Raw genomic sequence first — 17,766 nt, 5'->3', positions numbered from 1 at the left:
TCTCGTTCTCTCTTCCTCTCGTTCTCTCGTTCTCTCTTCCTCTCGTTCTCTCGTTCTCTCTTCCTCTCGTTCTCTCGTTCTCTCTTCCTCTCGTTCTCCAATCTTTTCCCATGATCCAGCGTCTCATTCCTTCTTCCCACGAATCGCTGCCCGCTATCGGCCTCGGCACCTGGCAAACTTTCGATACCGACAACAACGACGACACGCTCCGCGACGTGCTCCACAGCTTTCACGGCGGCGGCGGCCGCCTCATCGACTCCTCGCCGATGTACGGCCGCGCGGAGGCCACCATCGGGCGCCTCACCGAAGGGCTGCCGGAGCGCGACACCCTCTTCTATGCGACCAAAGTGTGGACGACCGGCCGCAGCGCCGGCAGCGCGCAGCTCGAAGAATCCTTTCGCCGCATGCGCCGCCCCGTGCTCGACCTCGTGCAGATCCATAACCTGCTCGACTGGCAGACGCAGCTGCCGCTCCTGCGCCGGTGGAAAGAAGAAGGCCGCATCCGCTACCTCGGCATCACCCACTATACCGACGGCAACCACGGCGAGCTGGAACGCGTGCTGCGGCAGGAGCGCTTCGACTTCGTGCAGTTCAACTACGCCCTCAACAACCGCCACGCGGAGCAGCGCCTGCTCCCCGTGGCCGCGGAGCTCGGCGTGGCCACGATCATCAACCGGCCCTTCGGCGAGGGCGCGCTGCTGCGGCGGCTCCACGGAACGGCGCTGCCCGCCTGGGCGAAGGAGCGCGGGTTCAGCGGCTGGGCGGGCCTGCTCATCGCCTTTATCCTCGCGCGCCCCGAAGTGACCTGCGTGATCCCGGCCACCTCCAACCCGGCGCATATGCAACAGATCCTCGAAGCGGCGAAAGCGCCGTTGACTGCTAAGGAATGTGAAGAGCTGAAGAGCGCTGTACGCGCGTAGTGGGGGTAACGCGGGGTGGGGCACGCGGAAAACGCGGAAGACGCGGAATCTTTTTCAGTAGAGATTCCTTTGTGTTCCGATGCTATTACCACCGGAAAACCATGCGGGTGGAAGTGTCCTCTAAAGGTGCAAGCTGGTTGCAGGTTGTGGTTTCCGGTAAATACGCGGAAAGGAAATCACCCCGGAGCTTTCTGCGTTTTTAACGGGAGCATCGAACAACCTACTGTTTCGGATTTTAGAAAGCAGCTGCCGCCTGAGAACCGTGGCACAGAAGACAGGCTCCTACCTGAAGAACTGTCCCACAAAAACGGCCTTCCGCGTTTTCTGCGTTTTCCGCGTGCATCCCCCGTCGCAAATACCCCTCCTTTTGCCGCAAGCACCGACCGCATTTGTCGGCCCGGATCGCCATCTTTGTTTCAAATCAAACGCCATGGCCAAAGTATCCATCTACCTCAACTTCCAGGGAAACACCGAGGAAGCCTTCCGCTATTACAAGGACGTATTCGGCACCGACTTCTCCTCCCCTTTCCTGTTCATGCGCGACATCCCGCCGATGCCCGGGATGCAACCGCTGCCCGAATCCGAGCAGGGCGCCGTGATGCACGTGGCCCTGCCCATCCTCGGCGGCACCGAGATCATGGGCACCGACATGCTCGAATCGATGGGTCACAAACTCGTGATCGGCAACAACACTACCATCAACCTCGAGCCCGACACCCGCGCCGAAACCGAGCGCCTCTTCAATGCCCTCTCCGCCGGCGGCTCCAACATCGCACCGCTCTCCGACCAGTTCTGGGGCGCCTACTGGGGCTGCTGCCTCGATAAGTTCGGCATCCGCTGGATGTTCAACTGCTACGAGAAGCGTGAGGCGTGAGGCGTGAGGCGTGAAGCGTGAATGGCTGATCCCTAAAGGACAGCCATTTTTCTTTTTTAGGGAACCCTCCTTCCTCCCTCATGTACTCATGTATTCCTGTACTCAAGTAATCTCCCTGCCCGCGCTCCCGTCTTCCCCCGCTCTCCGGCCCATTTTTTATACCCTGATTTCTCATGAACGAAGACCTCCTTCGCCGGATCCCGTTGTTCGAGGGCCTGGCTCCCGACGAGCTCCGCAGGCTGGCCGGCTATCTCCGCGAGGAGCACTACGTGGCGCACCGCCCGGTGTTTTGGATGAACGAGGCGGGCAATCACCTCTACCTCATTGTCGAGGGCGAAGTGCAGATCTCTTATACCAGCGACGAAGGCGGTGAAGTACCCCTGGCAAGGCTGGGTGCCGGCGACTTCTTCGGCGAGCTGTCGCTCATCGACGGGGCGCCGCACTCCGCCAATGCCCGCACCCGCAGCGAGGTGCGGATGCTGCGCCTCGACCGCGATTCGTTTTACCGCTTTCTCGAACAACACCCGCACAGCGCCCTGACGCTGCTGCGGGTATTGTCGGCGCGCCTGAGAAACAGCACGGCCCAGCAGCGGGGCGTTGCCAACCCCAGCGAGCAGATCGGCGCACGCCCCCCGCGCTTCCAGCGCGCTATTGACGCACTGGCCCGCGTGTTCACGGGCAGCGCCTTCCTGCTGCTCTACCCACTCTTTATCGCCGGCTGGATCGTGGCCCAGTCCATCGAATGGCGGCGCCTCCACGGCGGGCCCGTGCACTATACCGACCAGCCGCCCACCTTCTTCTTCCTCGGTTTTATCGTGACGCTCTTTTCCTCGCTGCTCACCGTCTTCATCCTCAACAGCCAGCGCCGACAGGCCCAGGCCGACCGCATCCGCTCGGAGATCGAATACCAGGTGAACCTGAAGGCCCAGGCCGAAGTGGTGAAGCTGCAGGCGAAGATGGATGAGGTGCTGGAGCGGCTGGGGCGGGATTCGTGAGACGTGAGGCGTGAAGCGTGAGGCGTGAGGCGTGAAAGGCTGGCGCCGGCCGGGGATCGGGAATCCGGAGTCGGCAATACCGGCACCTATACTCCCTTCCCTTAGGGAAGGGTTGGGGATGGGCCAGGAAGGGTCGGGGATGGGCTTTCCTGCGTCAGCGGCAGCCGCACATAGAACGAAGCGCCTTCGCCCGGGCGGCCTTCGGCGCGGATCGAGCCGCCGTGGAGGTCCACCACTTTCTGGCAGAGAGCGAGGCCGATGCCGGTGCCTTCGTATTGCTTTCCGTGCAGACGCTTGAAGGGCTGGAACAGCTGCGCCGCCTCTTCGTTGTTGAAGCCGATGCCGTTGTCGGAGGCCACGAATTCCACCCAGCCTTCCGGCGCGGGCAGGGCGCGGAGCTCCACGCGCGGCGGCACGCCCGCGCGGCTGTATTTGAGGGCGTTGGCCACGAGGTTGAGCAGCAGCTGGTACAGGGCACCCGGCACGCCTTCGATCTCCGGGAGACCTGCCTGCGTGACCACGGCGCCTTTTTCTTCGATGAGCAGCTCCAGGTCGGTGCACACTTCGGTCAGCACGCGCGCGAGGTCCACGTGCTCGAATGCGGGTGCGCCCTGTGCTACCGACGACAGGTCGGCGATGCCGCTGATGAGGGCGCGCATCCGCTGCGCCGAGGTTTCGATGAGGGCGACGAGGCGCGCCTCCTCGGGGGGCAGCGACCGCGCCTGCAGGCGCCCGGTATAGGTAAGTATTTTGCGCACGGGCTCCTTGAGATCGTGCGAGGCGAGGGAGGCAAACTGCGCATTCTCCTCGCTGGTGAGCTCCAGGCGGCGCCGCTGCTCGGACAGCTCGTTGGCGGCACGCTTCTGCGCCGTGATGTCGCGTAGCGACAGCAGCGAGGCGCGCTGTCCCTGCCAGTCGATGGGGCTCGCCAGCACTTCGGCCGTCAGCAGCTGGCCGCCGCGGAGCAGCTCCAGCTCCTGCACGGTGCGGGCCTGTACGGGGTAGCCGAAGGGCTGCCCCAGCAGCAGGTCTGCGCTGCGCCCGAACAGTACCGCCGCCGCGCGGTTGGCGTAGATGATCGTGCCGGCGGCATCCACCACCAGCACGGCATCGAGCAGGTTGTCCAATATGGCGTCGGCTGCGTTCATGGTCGGCATTGCAGTTTCATAGGCTTATTCCTTCCCCTCCCCTTTTTCTGCCAGCATCGGCATGCCGCCGAGGATGCCGCTGGCGCGGTTGAACTCCTGGCCGGAGATGTGCATTCCCTTGCCGTCGATGTCGAACTCGAAGATGCTCTTCGTGTGCAGCGAGCCGCGCATCTTGAGCACCGTGATCACGCGGTGGATGTTGCCGTATACCTCGGCATAGCGCAGCAGGATGATGGTGTCGGTGATGGTGGAAATGTGGGCGTCGGTAACCGAGGTGCCGCCCACGATATTCGTAGACGTAGACGTGAAGATGGCCATCACCTCTTTCTTTTTTAAAAAGGACGTGAGGGCGATCAGGAATTCGCGGAAGTTCTTTTTGGACGAGCCGCGTTCGATGGCCGACAGCGAGTCGAGGGCGAAGCGCGCCGGCTTGTGTTCGTCGATCAGGCGCTCGATGTGGAGCAGGTGCTCTTCGAGGTTGGCCGTTTCGGGGTAGGCCGATTCGATGCGGAGCTTGCCCGATTTTTCCATTTTGGCGAAGTCGACACCCCAGCCTTTGGCATTGCGCAGCAGCTGCTCGTGGCTTTCCTCGTAGGCCAGGAAGAGCACGCGCTCGCCGGCCTCGTAGCCGCCCTTGACAAACTCGGTCACCATGAGCGTCTTGCCGGTGCCGGTGGCGCCCGATACGAGCACGATGGAGTCTTTGAAGAAGCCGCCGCCGCACATGGCGTCGAGGGCGTTATTGCCCGACGATACGCGGCGCTGCGACGACTTCTGCGTCATCTCCAGCCGCGTGAGCGGGATGACGTGCACGCCTACCTTCGGATCGATCACGTAGGGCTGCTCGCCGGTGGTATGGGGCGAGCCGCGAAACTTGAGCAACTCCACCGTGCGGCGGCGCTTTTCGTTGTCGAGCACGTTGCGCAGGATGAGCACGTTGTCGGCAATGTATTCTTCCACCCCGAAGCGCGACACGTTGCCATACTCTTCGAGCCGCTCGGAGGTGAGCAGCACCGTGAGGCCGCGCTTCTTCAGCACCTGCAGGATCTTATAGAGCTCCCGGCGGATGGTGGCCGGGTCGTCGAAGTAATGGAACAGCGAGCCGATCGAGTCGAGCACGATGCGCCGGGCCTTCACCGCCTTGACGGCGGCCTCGATGCGGGCCAGCAGGGCGTGGAGGTCGTATTCACCCATCACCTTGGTGGCGCTGTCGAAGGAGATGGCGGCATCCACGAAGGCCCATTGCCCGGCCTTTTCAAGCGCGGCGAGGTTCCACCCGAAAGAGCGCACGTTGCGGCGCAGGTCGTCCACGGGTTCCTCGAAGCTGACGAACACACCGTGCTCACCCCACTGGCGCACGCCCTCGAGCAGGAACTGGCAACAGAAGATGGTCTTGCCCGACCCCGACGATCCCGACACGAGCGTGGCGCGGCCGCGGGGCAGTCCGCCGAAAGAGAGAACGTCGAAGCCGGGGATGCCCGTGGGCGCCTTGGCGGGCGCGCCGGCGCCGGCGCGGGCGGCGCGGGGGCGTGGAGCGGGCGTATTTGCTTTGGGTTGGGCCATGGATCAGTAGTTGGGAAGGTCGTCGGTTAAGAATTGAAGGGCGGCGGCGGCGCCTTCGGCACTGATGCGGCCGATGGTGCGCCGCTCGGGCGCCGGACTGACCCGGCTGATGGTGGGCGTGGCCAGCACGCGGTACTCCTCGGCCCGTGCGGGCTCGCGGAGGATGTCGATAATTTCGATGCGGAAGCTCCCGGCCGGCAGCGCGGCGCCGCAGGCCTCTTCGAAGAGCGCGGCAAACTGGCGGCCCTGGCGGCCCGTACCGGCAATGTAAATATGGAAGCGAAGGGGCGACATGGGGTCAAGGGGCGCAGCGCGCCGCTAAAGGTAGGGGCGCGCAGGAGATTAAGGGGATTTTATTAAGCGTGTCGTAAACGAGCTACAGGGCGTGAGGCGTGAAGCGTGAAGCGTGAGGCGTGAGGCGTGAGGCGTGAAGCGGGAGGCGTGAAGCGGGAGGCGTGAATGCCAAAGGCGCCCGCGGGTGGGCGGGCGCCTTTGGCGTCATTGCGAGCGTAGCGAAGCAAACTCCCCCGTTACGCAGGGTAACCAACCTTGGTTAGACGCCCCAATCTTACTGGTGCATAGGCGCCCTGCATCAATGCATGTGATACGGATCACCCGGCTCGCCGCTGTCGTAGCCGTTGATCATGCTCAATTCCGCTTCACGGCTGACGGCACCTGTAAGCTTTACGTCGACCGAAGTGCAGCGATGCACATCGTCCACGGGATGCGTGATGGTTGTATGCGGCGGTACATTGAAGATTTTCACCGGCAGCACCTGCCATACGCCTCCGTTCGATTTGATGTAGGTGACGGACGCCGTCATCTCGTTCATCATATAATCGCTGTTATTGGCAAAGATTACCTTGAGGTTAAAAATTCCCCCGAACTCCCGGTATTGATACTCGCTGTTGGTGGCCGCCAGGTATTGATTCCAGTTGACCCGGAGTTCACGCTTCAGGTTTCGTTCGGAAGTGAAAGCAGATTGCACCAACGCGGACCCGCTGTTGCTTTGATAAACAACAAACAGCAATACGATGGCGGCCACACTGCCGATACCCCACCACCAGCCCCGCCGCTTGCGCCGCGGTTCTTCGGGGTATTCAGGGTATTTCGTTTCGTCGGCAGCCTTCGCCTCCAATGGTGGCGGCGCCGGGGCGACAAAGGGCGGAGGCACGGTGCGGAAGAGGAGCTTCAGGTCATACACATCGCCGGCCCTTTGCCAGGCGATCATGCCTTCGGTCCACACCCAGGTGTCGGTCGTGATGGGGAGTGCAATCAGTTCATCGAGGGTAAAAGGGCCGGTTTGCCGGCCGTCCTGCTGGAGGAAGTAAGTAGCCATCGGTTGTTGGTTTTGGTTGTTGTTCGTTAACAGCGTCAAGGTCGGGAGAAAAGCGGAACTATTCTGCCGTATTTCTACGGAATTTTCGTGTTTGCCTGGAGCTTGATATTTCTGTGCCGGTGCAAAGGCCGAAGCGGCCCGCCCCTACCCCTCCAGTACTCCTGTATCCTTTCCTTCACCCAAAACTCACCGGATCAATTGCAGCGTGCCTTTTTGCAGCTGGCTGCGCCCGGCGGCATCGGTGTAGCGAAGGATCCAGGCAAAGGTGCCGCCGTCCTGCGGCCGGCCGCGGAAGCTGCCGTCCCAGCCAAGGGTCGTATGGGTCGTAGCAAACACCGGCTGGCCCCAGCGGTTGTAGACGACCAATTCAAAGGCCGGCACCCCGCTGGCGTGCACCCGCAACTGGTCGTTGTGGCCGTCGCCGTTGGGCGTGAAGGCGGTGGGCACCCAGATGAAAACGCCGTCCTTCACCGTTACCTGCACCGAGTCGCGGAGGGTGCAGCCACTACGGAGGGCGGTGCAATAAAACCATGCGGTTGCCGGCGGCGTGGCCAGCGCCGCGGGGCAGGCGGAGCAGGAAAGCGCCGGCGACGGATCCCAGCTAAGGCTGCCATTGCTGGCGGGGGCCAGCAGCACGCTGCTGCCGGCGACAAGGGTCGTGTCGCGCGGTGCCAGGAGGTACAGGTCGGAGGCGGTTACCCGCACGGAGTCGCGGCGGCGACAGCCGGCGGCATCCTGTGCCTCTACCCAATATAGGCCGGGGCTATGGATGGTAAGGACCGAAGTGGTGCTGCCGGTACTCCAGAGATATTGCAGGCCCGTGCCGCCGGCGGGCATCGTAAGGCTGCCGCCGCTACAGAGCGTGGTATCCGGGCCCAGGTCTATGGGCAGGGCGGCGCCCACCGTCACGGCCTGCTGCCGGATGACCCACCGGGGGCCGCAGGGCGTGGCCAGCTGCGTGCTGTCGCTGTGGATGAAAGACGCCGACACCGGGTTGCCGTTGTACAGCGCGCCGGGGCAGAGCGTGGTATCGGGCCGGCGCACGAGGCTGTCGGCGGTGCTGGTTACATGGATGGAGAGCGCCCGGATGAGGGTATCGACCCCGCAGGCATTGCGCAGGGTATCGGCCAGCACGCTGTCGCGGGTGTATACGACGCCGTATACCGGCTGCCCGCTGCAGATCGACGTATCGGTGCGGGCGCGGCGCAGGGCCGTGCCGAATTCCACCAGGTCGAAGGAGCGGGCTTTGTCGGCCGGGTAGCCGCCGTCCCAGTTGTCGTGCTTCAGGTTTCCGCCGAGGAAGCCGCCGCGGTCGTTGGGGGCCATCGACGACCAGATGCCCTCGTTGAAGGGACCGTGGGAGAAGGGGTAATTGAAGTTGTCCTCCCGGTAGAAGGTCTGGGTGCCGTTGGCGCGGAGGGCGATGCATACGCCCGCGCGCTGCGTCCATTCGGGAAAGTTACCGGGGCCGGGAAAATCGTAGCTGTATTGCTTGGCGTAGCTCGCAAACAGCATCGAGTCGCAGGGGGTGAACACGATGTCGCCGGCCTCGTCGTCCTGCGCGTTGCCGTAGTGCTGCGACCATACCGGTGCGAGGTCGCTCGTGAGGCGCGTGATGTAGATGTCGCGGGCGCCCCGGTTGCCGGCAAAGGGGCCGTCGGTGGAGTTCGACTCCAGCAGGGCCGCGAAGCCGTCGGTGCCCAGGGGCGCGAGGGCCACTACCGCGTCGGTACCGCTGCCGCCGGATACGTAGCTGCGTTGCACGTCGCCGCTGGCGTTGAGGCGCAACACGAAGGCATTGGCGCCGGCGGCGGCGCTCGTGAGGTAGGGTGCCGAGGCGGGCGCGCTGCCCGCGATAAGGATGCTGCCGTCGGCCAGCACCTCCAGGTCGGCGGGAAGATCATTGCCGGGACCGCCGAAGGATTTCTGCCAGAGCAGGTTGCCGTTGGCCCCGTCGACCTTGAGCAGCCAGATGTCGGTGCCGCCGAAGCCCTGGGCCACATCGCCGTCGGTGGATGCGGCCGTGGCGAGGATGAGGAAGTTGCCGTCCGGCGCGGGCTGGATGGCCACGGCGTGCTCGTTGGCGCTGCCGCCGTAGGTGCGGTGCCAGAGCACGTGCTGCGCGCGATCGAGCTTCAGCAGCAGCACCTGGCTGGTCGTGGTCCAGGGGGTGGGCTGGCTCCAGTTTTCGTCCCAGCTGTCGCCGAGGTTGTCGCCGAGAACGAGGAGGCGGTCCTGGTCGTCGGTGGCTACGTCGCGGGCGTAGTTGCTGCTGGAGCCGGAGAGAAAGATGTTCTGGTCGTAGCCGCCGTTGGGCAGCGTGGTATCGCGCATGACCATCATCGCGAGGTTATCCATGAAGGGGTAGTCGTCCCAAGTGACGCCATGGATCGATGGGGTGATGTTGTAGGGGTAGGCGAGGTTATACACCGCCAGGCGGGCGCCGGCATGGGAGTAGCGCACCTTCGAAAGCAGGTTTTGCGTGTTGCCGCTCCACTGGTAGCCGGAATAGCCCATTTGGTGCAGGGGCCATTGGGCCTGCGCCAACAGGGGCAGGAGCAGGAGCAGCAGCCAGGTCAGTTTTCTCATAACAGGCATACGAAAATATGCTTATGTGACGGGGTTTGGTGCAGCCGGCCGGGGGATAAACGAGGGAGCCACGGGGGCGGGGGCGTGAAGCGTGAGGCGTGAGGCGTGAGGCGTGAGGCTTGAGGCGTGAGGCGTGAGGCGTGAAGCGGGAGCCATGAGGGGGGCGTCGCTCTCCCCTCATGTACTCATGTATTCATGTAATCATGTATTCCGCCCTCTTTTCACCCCTTCCGGGCTGTCCGTTCCGTAAATTTACGGTCGCTACCCTGCTGTGGTTTTTACGATCCCGTGCTCGGTTAATACGGTAGCGAGGGCTGTTGCCCGGTAACGGCCGGCGCCGGAAACGATTCTGCATCAACCATTTAGTAAACACCCGCTTCCGCGCACGCGGAACCAGGGCGGAAGCGCCCGTTGGCGGCTATTGACCGGGATATCCGGGCGTACTATATTCGGAGTGTATTCGTTTTTGTGCGCAGGCCTTTGTAACGATTACAAACCCGCTTGCAAAATTGAAAACCCGCTTCGTACGCCTTACAAACCCGGTTGCAAAAATGGACAATCCACTTTGTAAGACGTACAAACCAACTTGCAGATTTGATTTCCGGGTTTGTACGCCTTACAAACCCGGTTGTGAAAACGTACAACTCACTTTGTAACGCATGCAAACCCGGTTGTAAAACTGAAAACCCGGTTTGTAACGTGTACGATGAAAAACGCCCGGCCGCAACCCCTTTCCCCGGATACTACCGGCCGCCTTCCGCAGCAGACTTCTTTTTATTAATAACAACCAAATCAAAGGTTTATGAAAAAGATCAGACTGTTACTCGGCAACCCCTTCTCGGATCCCCGGATCACCACCCTGCGGCTCGTGCTCTTTGCTCAAAATGCGCAGCAGGCACTTAGGGACGAATTCGTGGAGGTGGCGGCGCTCATCGGCGACAAGATCGAAAAGGTGGTGGTTACCCTCGGCGCCATCGGCAAGGGAGCCGCCGAACAGGTAGGCGGTACGCTGGCCTTAACGGCGTTCAAAAAACGGCTGCATACGTTCATGAAAGAAAACGAAGACGGCCTCAGCGTCGCGCTCGGCGGTCGCAGCTCCCGGGGCTTCCTCGCCTTCCTGCCCCAGGGGCTCACCGAACTGTACCGCATGACCCACACCGAAGCACCCGCCGTGTTGCAGCGGATCGGCCAGGCCCTCGACGACCACGCCCCCGCCCTCCCCGACCCCTTGCGTAGCGGCCTCGAAGGCCTCTACGACCAGTGGACCCAGCTGCGCACCAGCCAGCAGTATTTATTGGAAACCCTCGACGCCAAGCGCAACGAGCGCGACGCCGAACGCATTGCCCTGGAGATGGCGGTACTGAAAGCCGTGCACCTGGTGGCGCTGAAGTACCTCGGAAACGAGGAAGGCGCCGAACGGTTCTTTGCGGAGCATTTGCTGAAAGGGAAGAGAAGGAAGAAGAAGGAGGAGGCTGCGGCTGTGTGATGATAAAATGAAAGACCCGCGAATGCGGGTCTTTCATTTTATCAGCTGAAAATCTGGCCAAGTTGGCCGGCATTTGCGCGTATTACCGCTTGTATTCTGGGTTCGACCGGCAGACCGAGCCGCTCAAAATGATAGCCCCACTGCAGCACGCGCAGGTAGTTGAACGGCTTATTGTATTTCCCTGTAAACAACGTGTTTGGCAGCGCTCCCATGATCACCGTCAAAGTATTCGCATTAATAATCCTCTGTAAGGATTGAAAAGCAGAGTCAGATGGCGACAAAAGCGAAATGACTTCCACTGGCCGCGAAGTCAAAAACGGATGGGTCAAATTGATTTGCTTTCGGTAGGTATTAGCTCCAATTCCACTTGGATTAACTCCCCAGGACATCCAATGATCCCGAAGCCACTTTGTGACACAAGAATCAGTACCATTGTTTACGGGCGATTTGCCTCCGCTTGTTGTAAAAATCACCTTGATCGATGGACAGGCTTGTAACAGTGCGTCTATCTGATTAAACTGCGGGTTCAGTAAATCCTTATCAGCACTGCTTGTCCCATTCCTGTCTACCTGCAATAACACATCGGTCATACTGCAACCGAGTTCATCCAACAACTGCATGCAATTGGCCTCAGTCGCTACAGGCATTCCCGTAAGCGCTGACATTACCGGCCATAAATTGTTGTCGGTGCTGCCATAGAAAAACTCGAGATTCCCTCCTTTTCGCACGCTGTTTACTACATCATACGATGGAAAGCTCCCAACAATCAAGACTTGAGGATTATGCGGTTGCAGGTAGCCAAAATACCCGCCGCCTACATGCCAGATTTGCGGAACAGCTGTAAGGTTTGCGTGCCACTTTCCATTCACGAATGGATGAATTTCTAGTCCCATAGCTAATATATTACCCAATCAAATCTATTATCTTGACGCCAGGTAACTTTTTTGTAACGCAAACAATGACTACCGACCGGCAGACCAATTTCGTTTATTTAGCAGACACGCTTGCCAAGAAATATCCAACTTGTCATGAAGCGTTGTGCGTTTCATTAATTGAAGCGCAGATCCCGTACGCCTACATACCGGACACACGTGATGTATGGGTACGTGACTTCATGCCGTTGCAGGTAGAAAGCGACTACTTCGTACAATTCTCCTACAAGCCGGACTACTTGCAAGGAAAAGAATGGCAGCATACCAATTCGGACGTACATGCGATCTGCAGTAAAATGGGATTTCAAACTCATTCATCGTCAATTGTGCTGGACGGTGGTAACGTGATCAAAGGCGATCGATGCGCCTTCCTTTGTGATAAAGTTTTTGCAGAAAACAGGAGTTGGAAGCCAGAGGAACTTGAAGACGAGCTGAGGCGCCTGTTTAATGTAGACCGACTTATCTTTCTGCCCTGGCATAAAGACGACCTAATCGGACATGCGGATGGAATGCTACGGTTAATCGATGATCATAACGTACTTATCAATGATTTCAAACGTGAAAAAGGCAATTACCGGGACGCTGTGCTTGCCAGTCTCGAACAAGCAGGCGTTCGCTACATTGAGTTGCCTTTTCATCCTTACAGCAATAGAACCTACCTTGATGCGGCAGGCATCTACATGAACTTTCTACATGTTGGAAAGAATATCTTCATTTCAGAATTTGGCCAAAACGAAGACGAAGCAGCCGCTGCTGTCATTCAATCAGCATTCCCAGACTGCAAGCTATGGACTGTTAAAAGCACTGATGTCGCAAAGGACGGTGGGGTCTTGAACTGCATTAGTTGGACCATAAAAATCAACACGTAATGCCATGACCCGCTCCACCTTCCTCAACCGCCTCATCGGCATCGCCGGCCTGGGCTTCTTCGGCCTTACCGACATCCAGCAGCTGCAGAAGATCTACCTGCTGCAATGCTTCGTGGCGGGCTTCCGCTTTCACCGGGGCATGGAGCTGCTGCCGCTGTTGCAGGAAGGCGACCTGCTGGAGCTGCGCCGCGAGCCAGGGAATGAGCACGACCCCTTCGCCATTGCGCTGTACTGGCAGCAGGAGATGATCGGCTACCTGCCCAAAGCCTGCAATGAATTGCTGGCGCGCCTGATGGACGCGAAAGCCCTCTCGCTGCTGGCCAGCATCACCCACCTGGACCGCGACGTGAAGCCCTGGGAGCATGTATCCATCGCCGTATACTTCCTGCAACCCGAAAAGAAAGACCTGCCGCCGCACACGGCTTACCTCACCCGCCTCGAAAAACCACAATACCACACACGCACTACCAGGCCGATCACCGACCTCACCTACCGCCGCGACTACGCTCCTGTCGAAACGCCCTTCCTGCCGCATGTGCTCGACGAGTGCGACCGCGTGATCGACCTCAACGGCATCGACGACAGCGAGGTGCGCCACTGGTTTGAAAAGCAGTACGGCCACCGCCGCATCGACATCCCGGACTCCGGCCGCCGTAGCCTACCCGCCTTCACTGCGTTTCAGCGGGCGGGGAGCGAAGGCGGCGGCGACTACGTGCTTGTGCCCGACAACGGCATCTACACCCATATGTACCACGTGGACAGCATCGGTTGGATCAAGGACCGCAGCGGAAAGAAGTGGCTGGAGTTTGGTTGGCGGAAGGACTGAATCCAGGGCGCTACGCGCAGGCAGCGGAGTGACCCGAACCAAAAGCTTCCCTCTGCTCGCGCGCGAGCCCTGCGGCTCAATTCGAAGAGGCTGCCTTGTGGGAACAGCTTCCAGGTTGGGGGCCCGACTGACGCCAGTCGAACGGCGCACCCCTTTGGCCTCATCTTTGCCCCAACGCGCTTCATGAGCCCTTTCCAAAAGCTTTGCGTGCTGCTGCTGGGCGCCGGCAGCCTGGCCGCCTGCTCCGACGGCAGCCGGCCACCCGGCCAGAGCGATCGCCGCACCGATACCGGGGTGCTGCGCCAAGACACGGTGCCGATGCCCGCCCCCAGGGATACCGCGCCTGTGCCGCCGCCGGACAGTCCGCCGCCACCCCATGTCAACATAGACCCGCCCCCGGCCGTCGCCCTCCGCAGCGGGCGGCACGACCTCACGCTGCAATGGATCGGCTGGAACGCCCCCGGCCGCGCCACGCTCACGCCGGCGGAAGACGGCTGGTACCGCATCGAAGGCCGCCAGCAAAGCCGCGACGGCGACTACCTCCGCATCTCCGGCCGCATCCAGCCCCTCACCCCGAAAGAGCTGCGCTTCGTGGGCCGCATCGAAACGCGCGTGCATTTCAACAACGGCGGCCGGCCCTGCGTGAAAGAAGGCGAGCAACGCTTCCTGTCCACCAAGGGCCGGCAGTACTGGCGCCTGCAAAACATGGCCACCTGCGGCGAGAAGAACACGGTGGACTACGTAGACCTGTATTTCTGACCCACTAGCGGAAATCCCGGCTCTTCGCCAGGTCCTGCGCCTTGCGCTGATCCTCCATACTCCCCTTCTCCGGTCGCTGTAGCCCTGGCGAAAGCGACCCTTCATCCGCCCGCGACAAAGTCGAAATCTGTGAGATATCCGGCTCCCCTTCCCCTCCGCCGACGGCCGAAGCCTCTGGCGGAGAGACGTGGGAAGGGGTTGGGGGTTGGGCCGGGATCAGCTTCCTTAACAACCGGCTCGCATCCCAGCCCACCTTCACGATCACGTGCACCACGATCCCTTCGCGCTGCACCGTGCCATCGGCCAGGAACAACCGCGCGTTCACGATCTTCCGCCGATAGGTTTCCACCACCTGCGGGAAGAGCACCAGGTTTGCGGTGCCGGTTTCGTCTTCGATGGTCATGAACCACACGCCCTTGGCGGTGCCGGGGCGCTGGCGCACGAGCACGAGGCCGGCGATGCGCACGGGCGCGCCGTGGGGCATCCGCACGAGGTCGGCGGCGCGGACGCAGCCCCCGCGGTCGAGTTCGGGGCGGAGAAACTGCAGCGGGTGGGCCTTCAGCGAGAGGCCCAGGGCGCCGTAGTCCTGCACCACCTGCTCCGACTCCAGCAGCAGCGGCAGCTGCACCGCCTCGCCCAGGGCGTCGGGGGCCGCGTGTCCTTCAAAGAGGGCCTGCGGGCGATCCTTCGTGCTCACCTCCCACAGGGCCTGCCGCCGGTCGAGCCCCAGGGAGCGGAAGGCGTCGGCGTCGGCGAGGCGCTCCAGGGCCGCGTCGGAGAGGCCCGCGTCGCGGAGGGCGTTGACGGAGGCGTAGCCCGCGCCGCGGTGCTTGAGGAGGAGCAGGGCGTCGTCGGCGCGGAGGCCGGAGATGAGGCGGAGGCCGAGCCGCAATGCCCGCCTGCCCCCTTCGGCTGCGCTCAGGGTGACAGGGGTGAGGTCATGATCCCAACCCGACTCATTCACATCCACCGGCAGCACCGCCACCCCATGATTCCGCGCGTCCTGCACCAGCTGCGCGGGCTGGTAAAAACCCATGGGCTGGCTGTTCAAAATAGCGGCGGCGAACACGTCGGGGTAGTAGCACTTCAGCCAGCAGCTCACCCACACCAGCAGCGCAAAGGAGGCGGCGTGGCTCTCGGGGAAGCCGTAGGAGCCGAAGCCCTCGAGCTGCTTGAATACCTTCTCGGCATACTCCTTCGTGTAGCCGCGCGCCACCATGCCGGTCACGAGCTTGTCGCGCCACTCGCTCACCACGCCCTTGAACTTGAACGTCGCCATCGAGCGGCGCAGCCCGTCGGCCTCCGCCGGCGTAAAGCCCGCCGCCGAGATCGCGATCTTCATCGCCTGCTCCTGGAACAGCGGCACGCCGAGGGTGCGGCTCAGGATGTCTTCCAATTCCCTGGAAGGATACGTGATGGGCTCCTCCCCGTTGCGCCGCTTCAGGTACGGGTGCACCATGTCGCCCTGGATGGGGCCCGGCCGCACGATGGCCACCTCGATCACGAGGTCGTAAAACTTCTGCGGCCGCAGGCGGGGCAGCATGCTTTGCTGCGCGCGGCTCTCGATCTGGAACACGCCCACGGTGTCGGCGCGGCAGATCATGTCGTACACCGTCTTGTCTTCATCCTGCGGAATGGTCGCCAGCGTTTTTTGGATGCCGTAGTGGCGCTCCAGCAGGTCGAAGGCCTTGCGGATGCAGGTGAGCATGCCCAGGGCCAGCACGTCGATCTTGAGAAAGCCGAGGGCTTCGATATCGTCTTTGTTCCACTCGATGCAGGTGCGTCCCGGCATGCGGGCGTTGAGCACGGGGCACAGCTCGGTGAGCTTGCCGCGGGTGATCACGAAGCCGCCGCTGTGCTGCCCCAGCTGCCGCGGAAAACCGATGTACTGCCCCGTCAGCTCCAGCACGCTGCGCAGGAAGGGATCGGTGGGGTCCATACCCGTTTCGCGCACGGCCGCTTCGTCGATGGGCTCGTCGCTGTAGTGGTGCGAAAGCACGCCGGCGAGCTTGCCCACCACGTCGAGCGAAAGGCCCATGGCCTTGCCCACGTCGCGGATGGCGCCGCGGCCGTGCACCTGCGTTACGGTGGCCACGATGGCGGCGCGGTCGCGGCCGTACTTGTTGTAGATATACTGGATCACTTCCTCGCGGCGCTCGTGCTCGAAGTCCACGTCGATGTCGGGCGGCTCGGCGCGCGCGGCGGAGATGAAGCGCTCGAAGAGCAGGTCGAACTTCTCGGGGTTCACCGAGGTGATGCCGAGGCAGAAGCACACGGTGCTGTTGGCCGCCGAGCCGCGCCCCTGGCAGAGGATGCCGCGCGCGCGGGCAAAGCGCACGATGTCGTATACGGTGAGGAAGTAGGGCGCATAGTCCACCTGCGCGATGAACTTCAATTCGTATTCAATGGCCGCAGCCGTCTTCGGCGGCAGCGGCTCGCCGAAGAATTCTTTCGCGCCCTTCCAGGCGAGGTATTCCAGCTCCTCCTGCGGCGTGCGTCCTTCGGAGGTGATCTCTTCGGGGTATTCGTATGTCAGTTCGTCGAGCGAAAACGTACACGCCGCCGCAATCGCTTCCGCGCGTTCCAGCGCTTCGGGGTATTGCAGGAAGAGGCGCTTCATTTCGGCGGCCGGCTTCAGGTAGCGCTCGGCGTTGGCCAGCAGGCGGTAGCCCGCGTTGTGCACCGTACACTTCTCGCGGATGCAGGTGAGCACATCCTGCAGGCGGCGGCGCTGCGGCTCGTGGTAGTGCACGTCGTTGGTAGCGGCGAGGGGCAGCCCGTATTGATACGCCAGCGCGTGGAGGCGGTGGAGTTGCTTGGCGTCGTCGCCGTTGTAGCGCCGGGTGGCGGCGAGGGAGAGATTCGTGCCGAAAGCCGCCTTGTATTCCGCCAATGCCTGCTCAAAAAGCGGATCGAAGCGGAAGTCTTCGGTCAGCGCTTCGGGCGGCAGGGCGATGAACTGCAGCCCCCCGGCGTGTGCATACACATCCTCTTTGTACAGGTGGCAGTCGCCCTTCTCCGCGCGGCCATTGCCCAGCGACAGCAGCGCGCAGAGGTGCGCCCAGCCGGTTCTGTTCACGGGGTAGGCCAGCAGCGCCGGGCCATCCAGCAGGTCGAGGCGGCAGCCGGGAATGACGCGCACGCCGTGCTTTCTTCCGGCCGCATGGGCGCGCACCACGCCGGCCAGCGTATTGCGGTCGGTGATGGCCACGGCGGGGTAGCCGAGCGTCGCCGCACGGGCCACCAGCTCCTCGGGGTGCGAGCCGCCTCTCAAAAAAGAAAAATTCGATGTTATTTGGAGCTCGGTGTACATGGGCTGCAGGACTCGTGAATCGTCAATCGTGAATCGTGAAATCGCAATGCGCGGCAGCAAGAGAAAGAACGCAGATCATTATGATTTTATGATTAGCGCGGATTTTCGCGTCAAACAAAATCATAATCAATCATAATAATCTGCGTATCCCGC

The 17,766-nt window shown here is 61.8% G+C and carries 14 protein-coding genes; 7 read left to right on the top strand and 7 right to left on the bottom strand.

Annotated elements, in window-relative coordinates; translation table 11 throughout:
* Positions 1-110: 110 nt before the first annotated feature.
* The 3 genes from E0486_RS16375 to E0486_RS16365 all read left to right on the top strand — a co-directional run bounded on the left by E0486_RS16375 (position 111) and on the right by E0486_RS16365 (position 2,789).
* A complete protein-coding gene (locus tag E0486_RS16375; RefSeq protein WP_131853754.1) occupies positions 111-920 on the top strand; it encodes an aldo/keto reductase in 810 nt (269 codons plus the stop codon).
* Between the two features lie 430 nt (positions 921-1,350).
* Positions 1,351-1,794: a VOC family protein gene (locus E0486_RS16370; protein ID WP_131853752.1), complete on the top strand. Its 444-nt coding sequence runs from the start codon at positions 1,351-1,353 to the stop codon at positions 1,792-1,794.
* A 173-nt stretch (positions 1,795-1,967) separates the two neighbouring features.
* Complete coding sequence (locus E0486_RS16365) at positions 1,968-2,789, top strand: cyclic nucleotide-binding domain-containing protein (RefSeq protein WP_131853750.1); 822 nt, start codon at positions 1,968-1,970, stop codon at positions 2,787-2,789.
* A gap of 101 nt (positions 2,790-2,890) precedes the next feature.
* Here the strand turns inward: E0486_RS16365 and E0486_RS16360 are convergent, their stop codons facing one another.
* From E0486_RS16360 to E0486_RS16340, 5 genes are all read right to left on the bottom strand, one after another.
* Entirely contained in the window at positions 2,891-3,937 is a 1,047-nt protein-coding gene (locus E0486_RS16360; protein WP_165917379.1) for a sensor histidine kinase, read from the bottom strand.
* 24 nt (positions 3,938-3,961) lie between these two features.
* Positions 3,962-5,500, bottom strand: coding sequence for a circadian clock protein KaiC (gene kaiC, locus E0486_RS16355; RefSeq protein ID WP_131853746.1), 1,539 nt, complete (start codon positions 5,498-5,500; stop codon positions 3,962-3,964).
* A gap of 3 nt (positions 5,501-5,503) precedes the next feature.
* The gene (locus E0486_RS16350) at positions 5,504-5,794 is read right to left on the bottom strand and encodes a circadian clock KaiB family protein (RefSeq protein ID WP_131853744.1); all 291 of its coding nucleotides are present in this window, start codon (positions 5,792-5,794) and stop codon (positions 5,504-5,506) included.
* 298 nt (positions 5,795-6,092) lie between these two features.
* Entirely contained in the window at positions 6,093-6,839 is a 747-nt protein-coding gene (locus E0486_RS16345) for a DUF4339 domain-containing protein (RefSeq protein WP_131853742.1), read from the bottom strand.
* A 186-nt stretch (positions 6,840-7,025) separates the two neighbouring features.
* Positions 7,026-9,428 carry a T9SS type B sorting domain-containing protein gene (locus E0486_RS16340; RefSeq protein ID WP_165917378.1) on the bottom strand — a complete coding sequence of 801 codons (2,403 nt, stop codon included), beginning with the start codon at positions 9,426-9,428 and terminating at the stop codon, positions 7,026-7,028.
* Between the two features lie 802 nt (positions 9,429-10,230).
* On the opposite strand from E0486_RS16340, the gene E0486_RS16335 reads away from it, so the two are divergent.
* The gene (locus E0486_RS16335; RefSeq protein WP_131853739.1) at positions 10,231-10,914 is read left to right on the top strand and encodes a hypothetical protein; all 684 of its coding nucleotides are present in this window, start codon (positions 10,231-10,233) and stop codon (positions 10,912-10,914) included.
* A gap of 41 nt (positions 10,915-10,955) precedes the next feature.
* Here the strand turns inward: E0486_RS16335 and E0486_RS16330 are convergent, their stop codons facing one another.
* Positions 10,956-11,807 carry a uracil-DNA glycosylase family protein gene (locus E0486_RS16330; protein ID WP_131853737.1) on the bottom strand — a complete coding sequence of 284 codons (852 nt, stop codon included), beginning with the start codon at positions 11,805-11,807 and terminating at the stop codon, positions 10,956-10,958.
* Positions 11,808-11,839: 32 nt separating this feature from the next.
* Between E0486_RS16330 and E0486_RS16325 the strand changes: the two genes are divergently transcribed.
* From E0486_RS16325 to E0486_RS16315, 3 genes are all read left to right on the top strand, one after another.
* A complete protein-coding gene (locus E0486_RS16325; RefSeq protein ID WP_131853735.1) occupies positions 11,840-12,715 on the top strand; it encodes an agmatine deiminase family protein in 876 nt (291 codons plus the stop codon).
* A 4-nt stretch (positions 12,716-12,719) separates the two neighbouring features.
* Positions 12,720-13,541, top strand: coding sequence for an HIRAN domain-containing protein (locus E0486_RS16320; RefSeq protein WP_131853733.1), 822 nt, complete (start codon positions 12,720-12,722; stop codon positions 13,539-13,541).
* Between the two features lie 183 nt (positions 13,542-13,724).
* The gene (locus E0486_RS16315; protein ID WP_131853731.1) at positions 13,725-14,300 is read left to right on the top strand and encodes a hypothetical protein; all 576 of its coding nucleotides are present in this window, start codon (positions 13,725-13,727) and stop codon (positions 14,298-14,300) included.
* Between the two features lie 4 nt (positions 14,301-14,304).
* On the opposite strand, the gene E0486_RS16310 is transcribed toward E0486_RS16315, so the two are convergent.
* Positions 14,305-17,613 carry an error-prone DNA polymerase gene (locus E0486_RS16310; protein WP_131853729.1) on the bottom strand — a complete coding sequence of 1,103 codons (3,309 nt, stop codon included), beginning with the start codon at positions 17,611-17,613 and terminating at the stop codon, positions 14,305-14,307.
* Positions 17,614-17,766: the final 153 nt, after the last annotated feature.

The organism is Flaviaesturariibacter aridisoli, from assembly GCF_004343705.1.
Lineage (GTDB): Bacteria > Bacteroidota > Bacteroidia > Chitinophagales > Chitinophagaceae > Flavisolibacter > Flavisolibacter aridisoli.
This window is presented reverse-complemented; position numbering and strand designations above follow the sequence as displayed.

Bases quoted from the DNA above. Each gene is read 5' to 3' on its own strand.
- E0486_RS16350 (WP_131853744.1), bottom strand. From the start codon at position 5,794: ATGTCGCCCCTTCGCTTCCATATTTACATTGCCGGTACGGGCCGCCAG.
- E0486_RS16335 (WP_131853739.1), top strand. From the start codon at position 10,231: ATGAAAAAGATCAGACTGTTACTCGGCAACCCCTTCTCGGATCCCCGG.
- E0486_RS16310 (WP_131853729.1), bottom strand. From the start codon at position 17,613: ATGTACACCGAGCTCCAAATAACATCGAATTTTTCTTTTTTGAGAGGC.
- E0486_RS16365 (WP_131853750.1), top strand. From the start codon at position 1,968: ATGAACGAAGACCTCCTTCGCCGGATCCCGTTGTTCGAGGGCCTGGCT.
- E0486_RS16340 (WP_165917378.1), bottom strand. From the start codon at position 9,428: ATGAGAAAACTGACCTGGCTGCTGCTCCTGCTCCTGCCCCTGTTGGCG.
- E0486_RS16375 (WP_131853754.1), top strand. From the start codon at position 111: ATGATCCAGCGTCTCATTCCTTCTTCCCACGAATCGCTGCCCGCTATC.
- kaiC (WP_131853746.1), bottom strand. From the start codon at position 5,500: ATGGCCCAACCCAAAGCAAATACGCCCGCTCCACGCCCCCGCGCCGCC.
- E0486_RS16370 (WP_131853752.1), top strand. From the start codon at position 1,351: ATGGCCAAAGTATCCATCTACCTCAACTTCCAGGGAAACACCGAGGAA.
- E0486_RS16320 (WP_131853733.1), top strand. From the start codon at position 12,720: ATGACCCGCTCCACCTTCCTCAACCGCCTCATCGGCATCGCCGGCCTG.
- E0486_RS16330 (WP_131853737.1), bottom strand. From the start codon at position 11,807: ATGGGACTAGAAATTCATCCATTCGTGAATGGAAAGTGGCACGCAAAC.
- E0486_RS16345 (WP_131853742.1), bottom strand. From the start codon at position 6,839: ATGGCTACTTACTTCCTCCAGCAGGACGGCCGGCAAACCGGCCCTTTT.
- E0486_RS16360 (WP_165917379.1), bottom strand. From the start codon at position 3,937: ATGAACGCAGCCGACGCCATATTGGACAACCTGCTCGATGCCGTGCTG.
- E0486_RS16315 (WP_131853731.1), top strand. From the start codon at position 13,725: ATGAGCCCTTTCCAAAAGCTTTGCGTGCTGCTGCTGGGCGCCGGCAGC.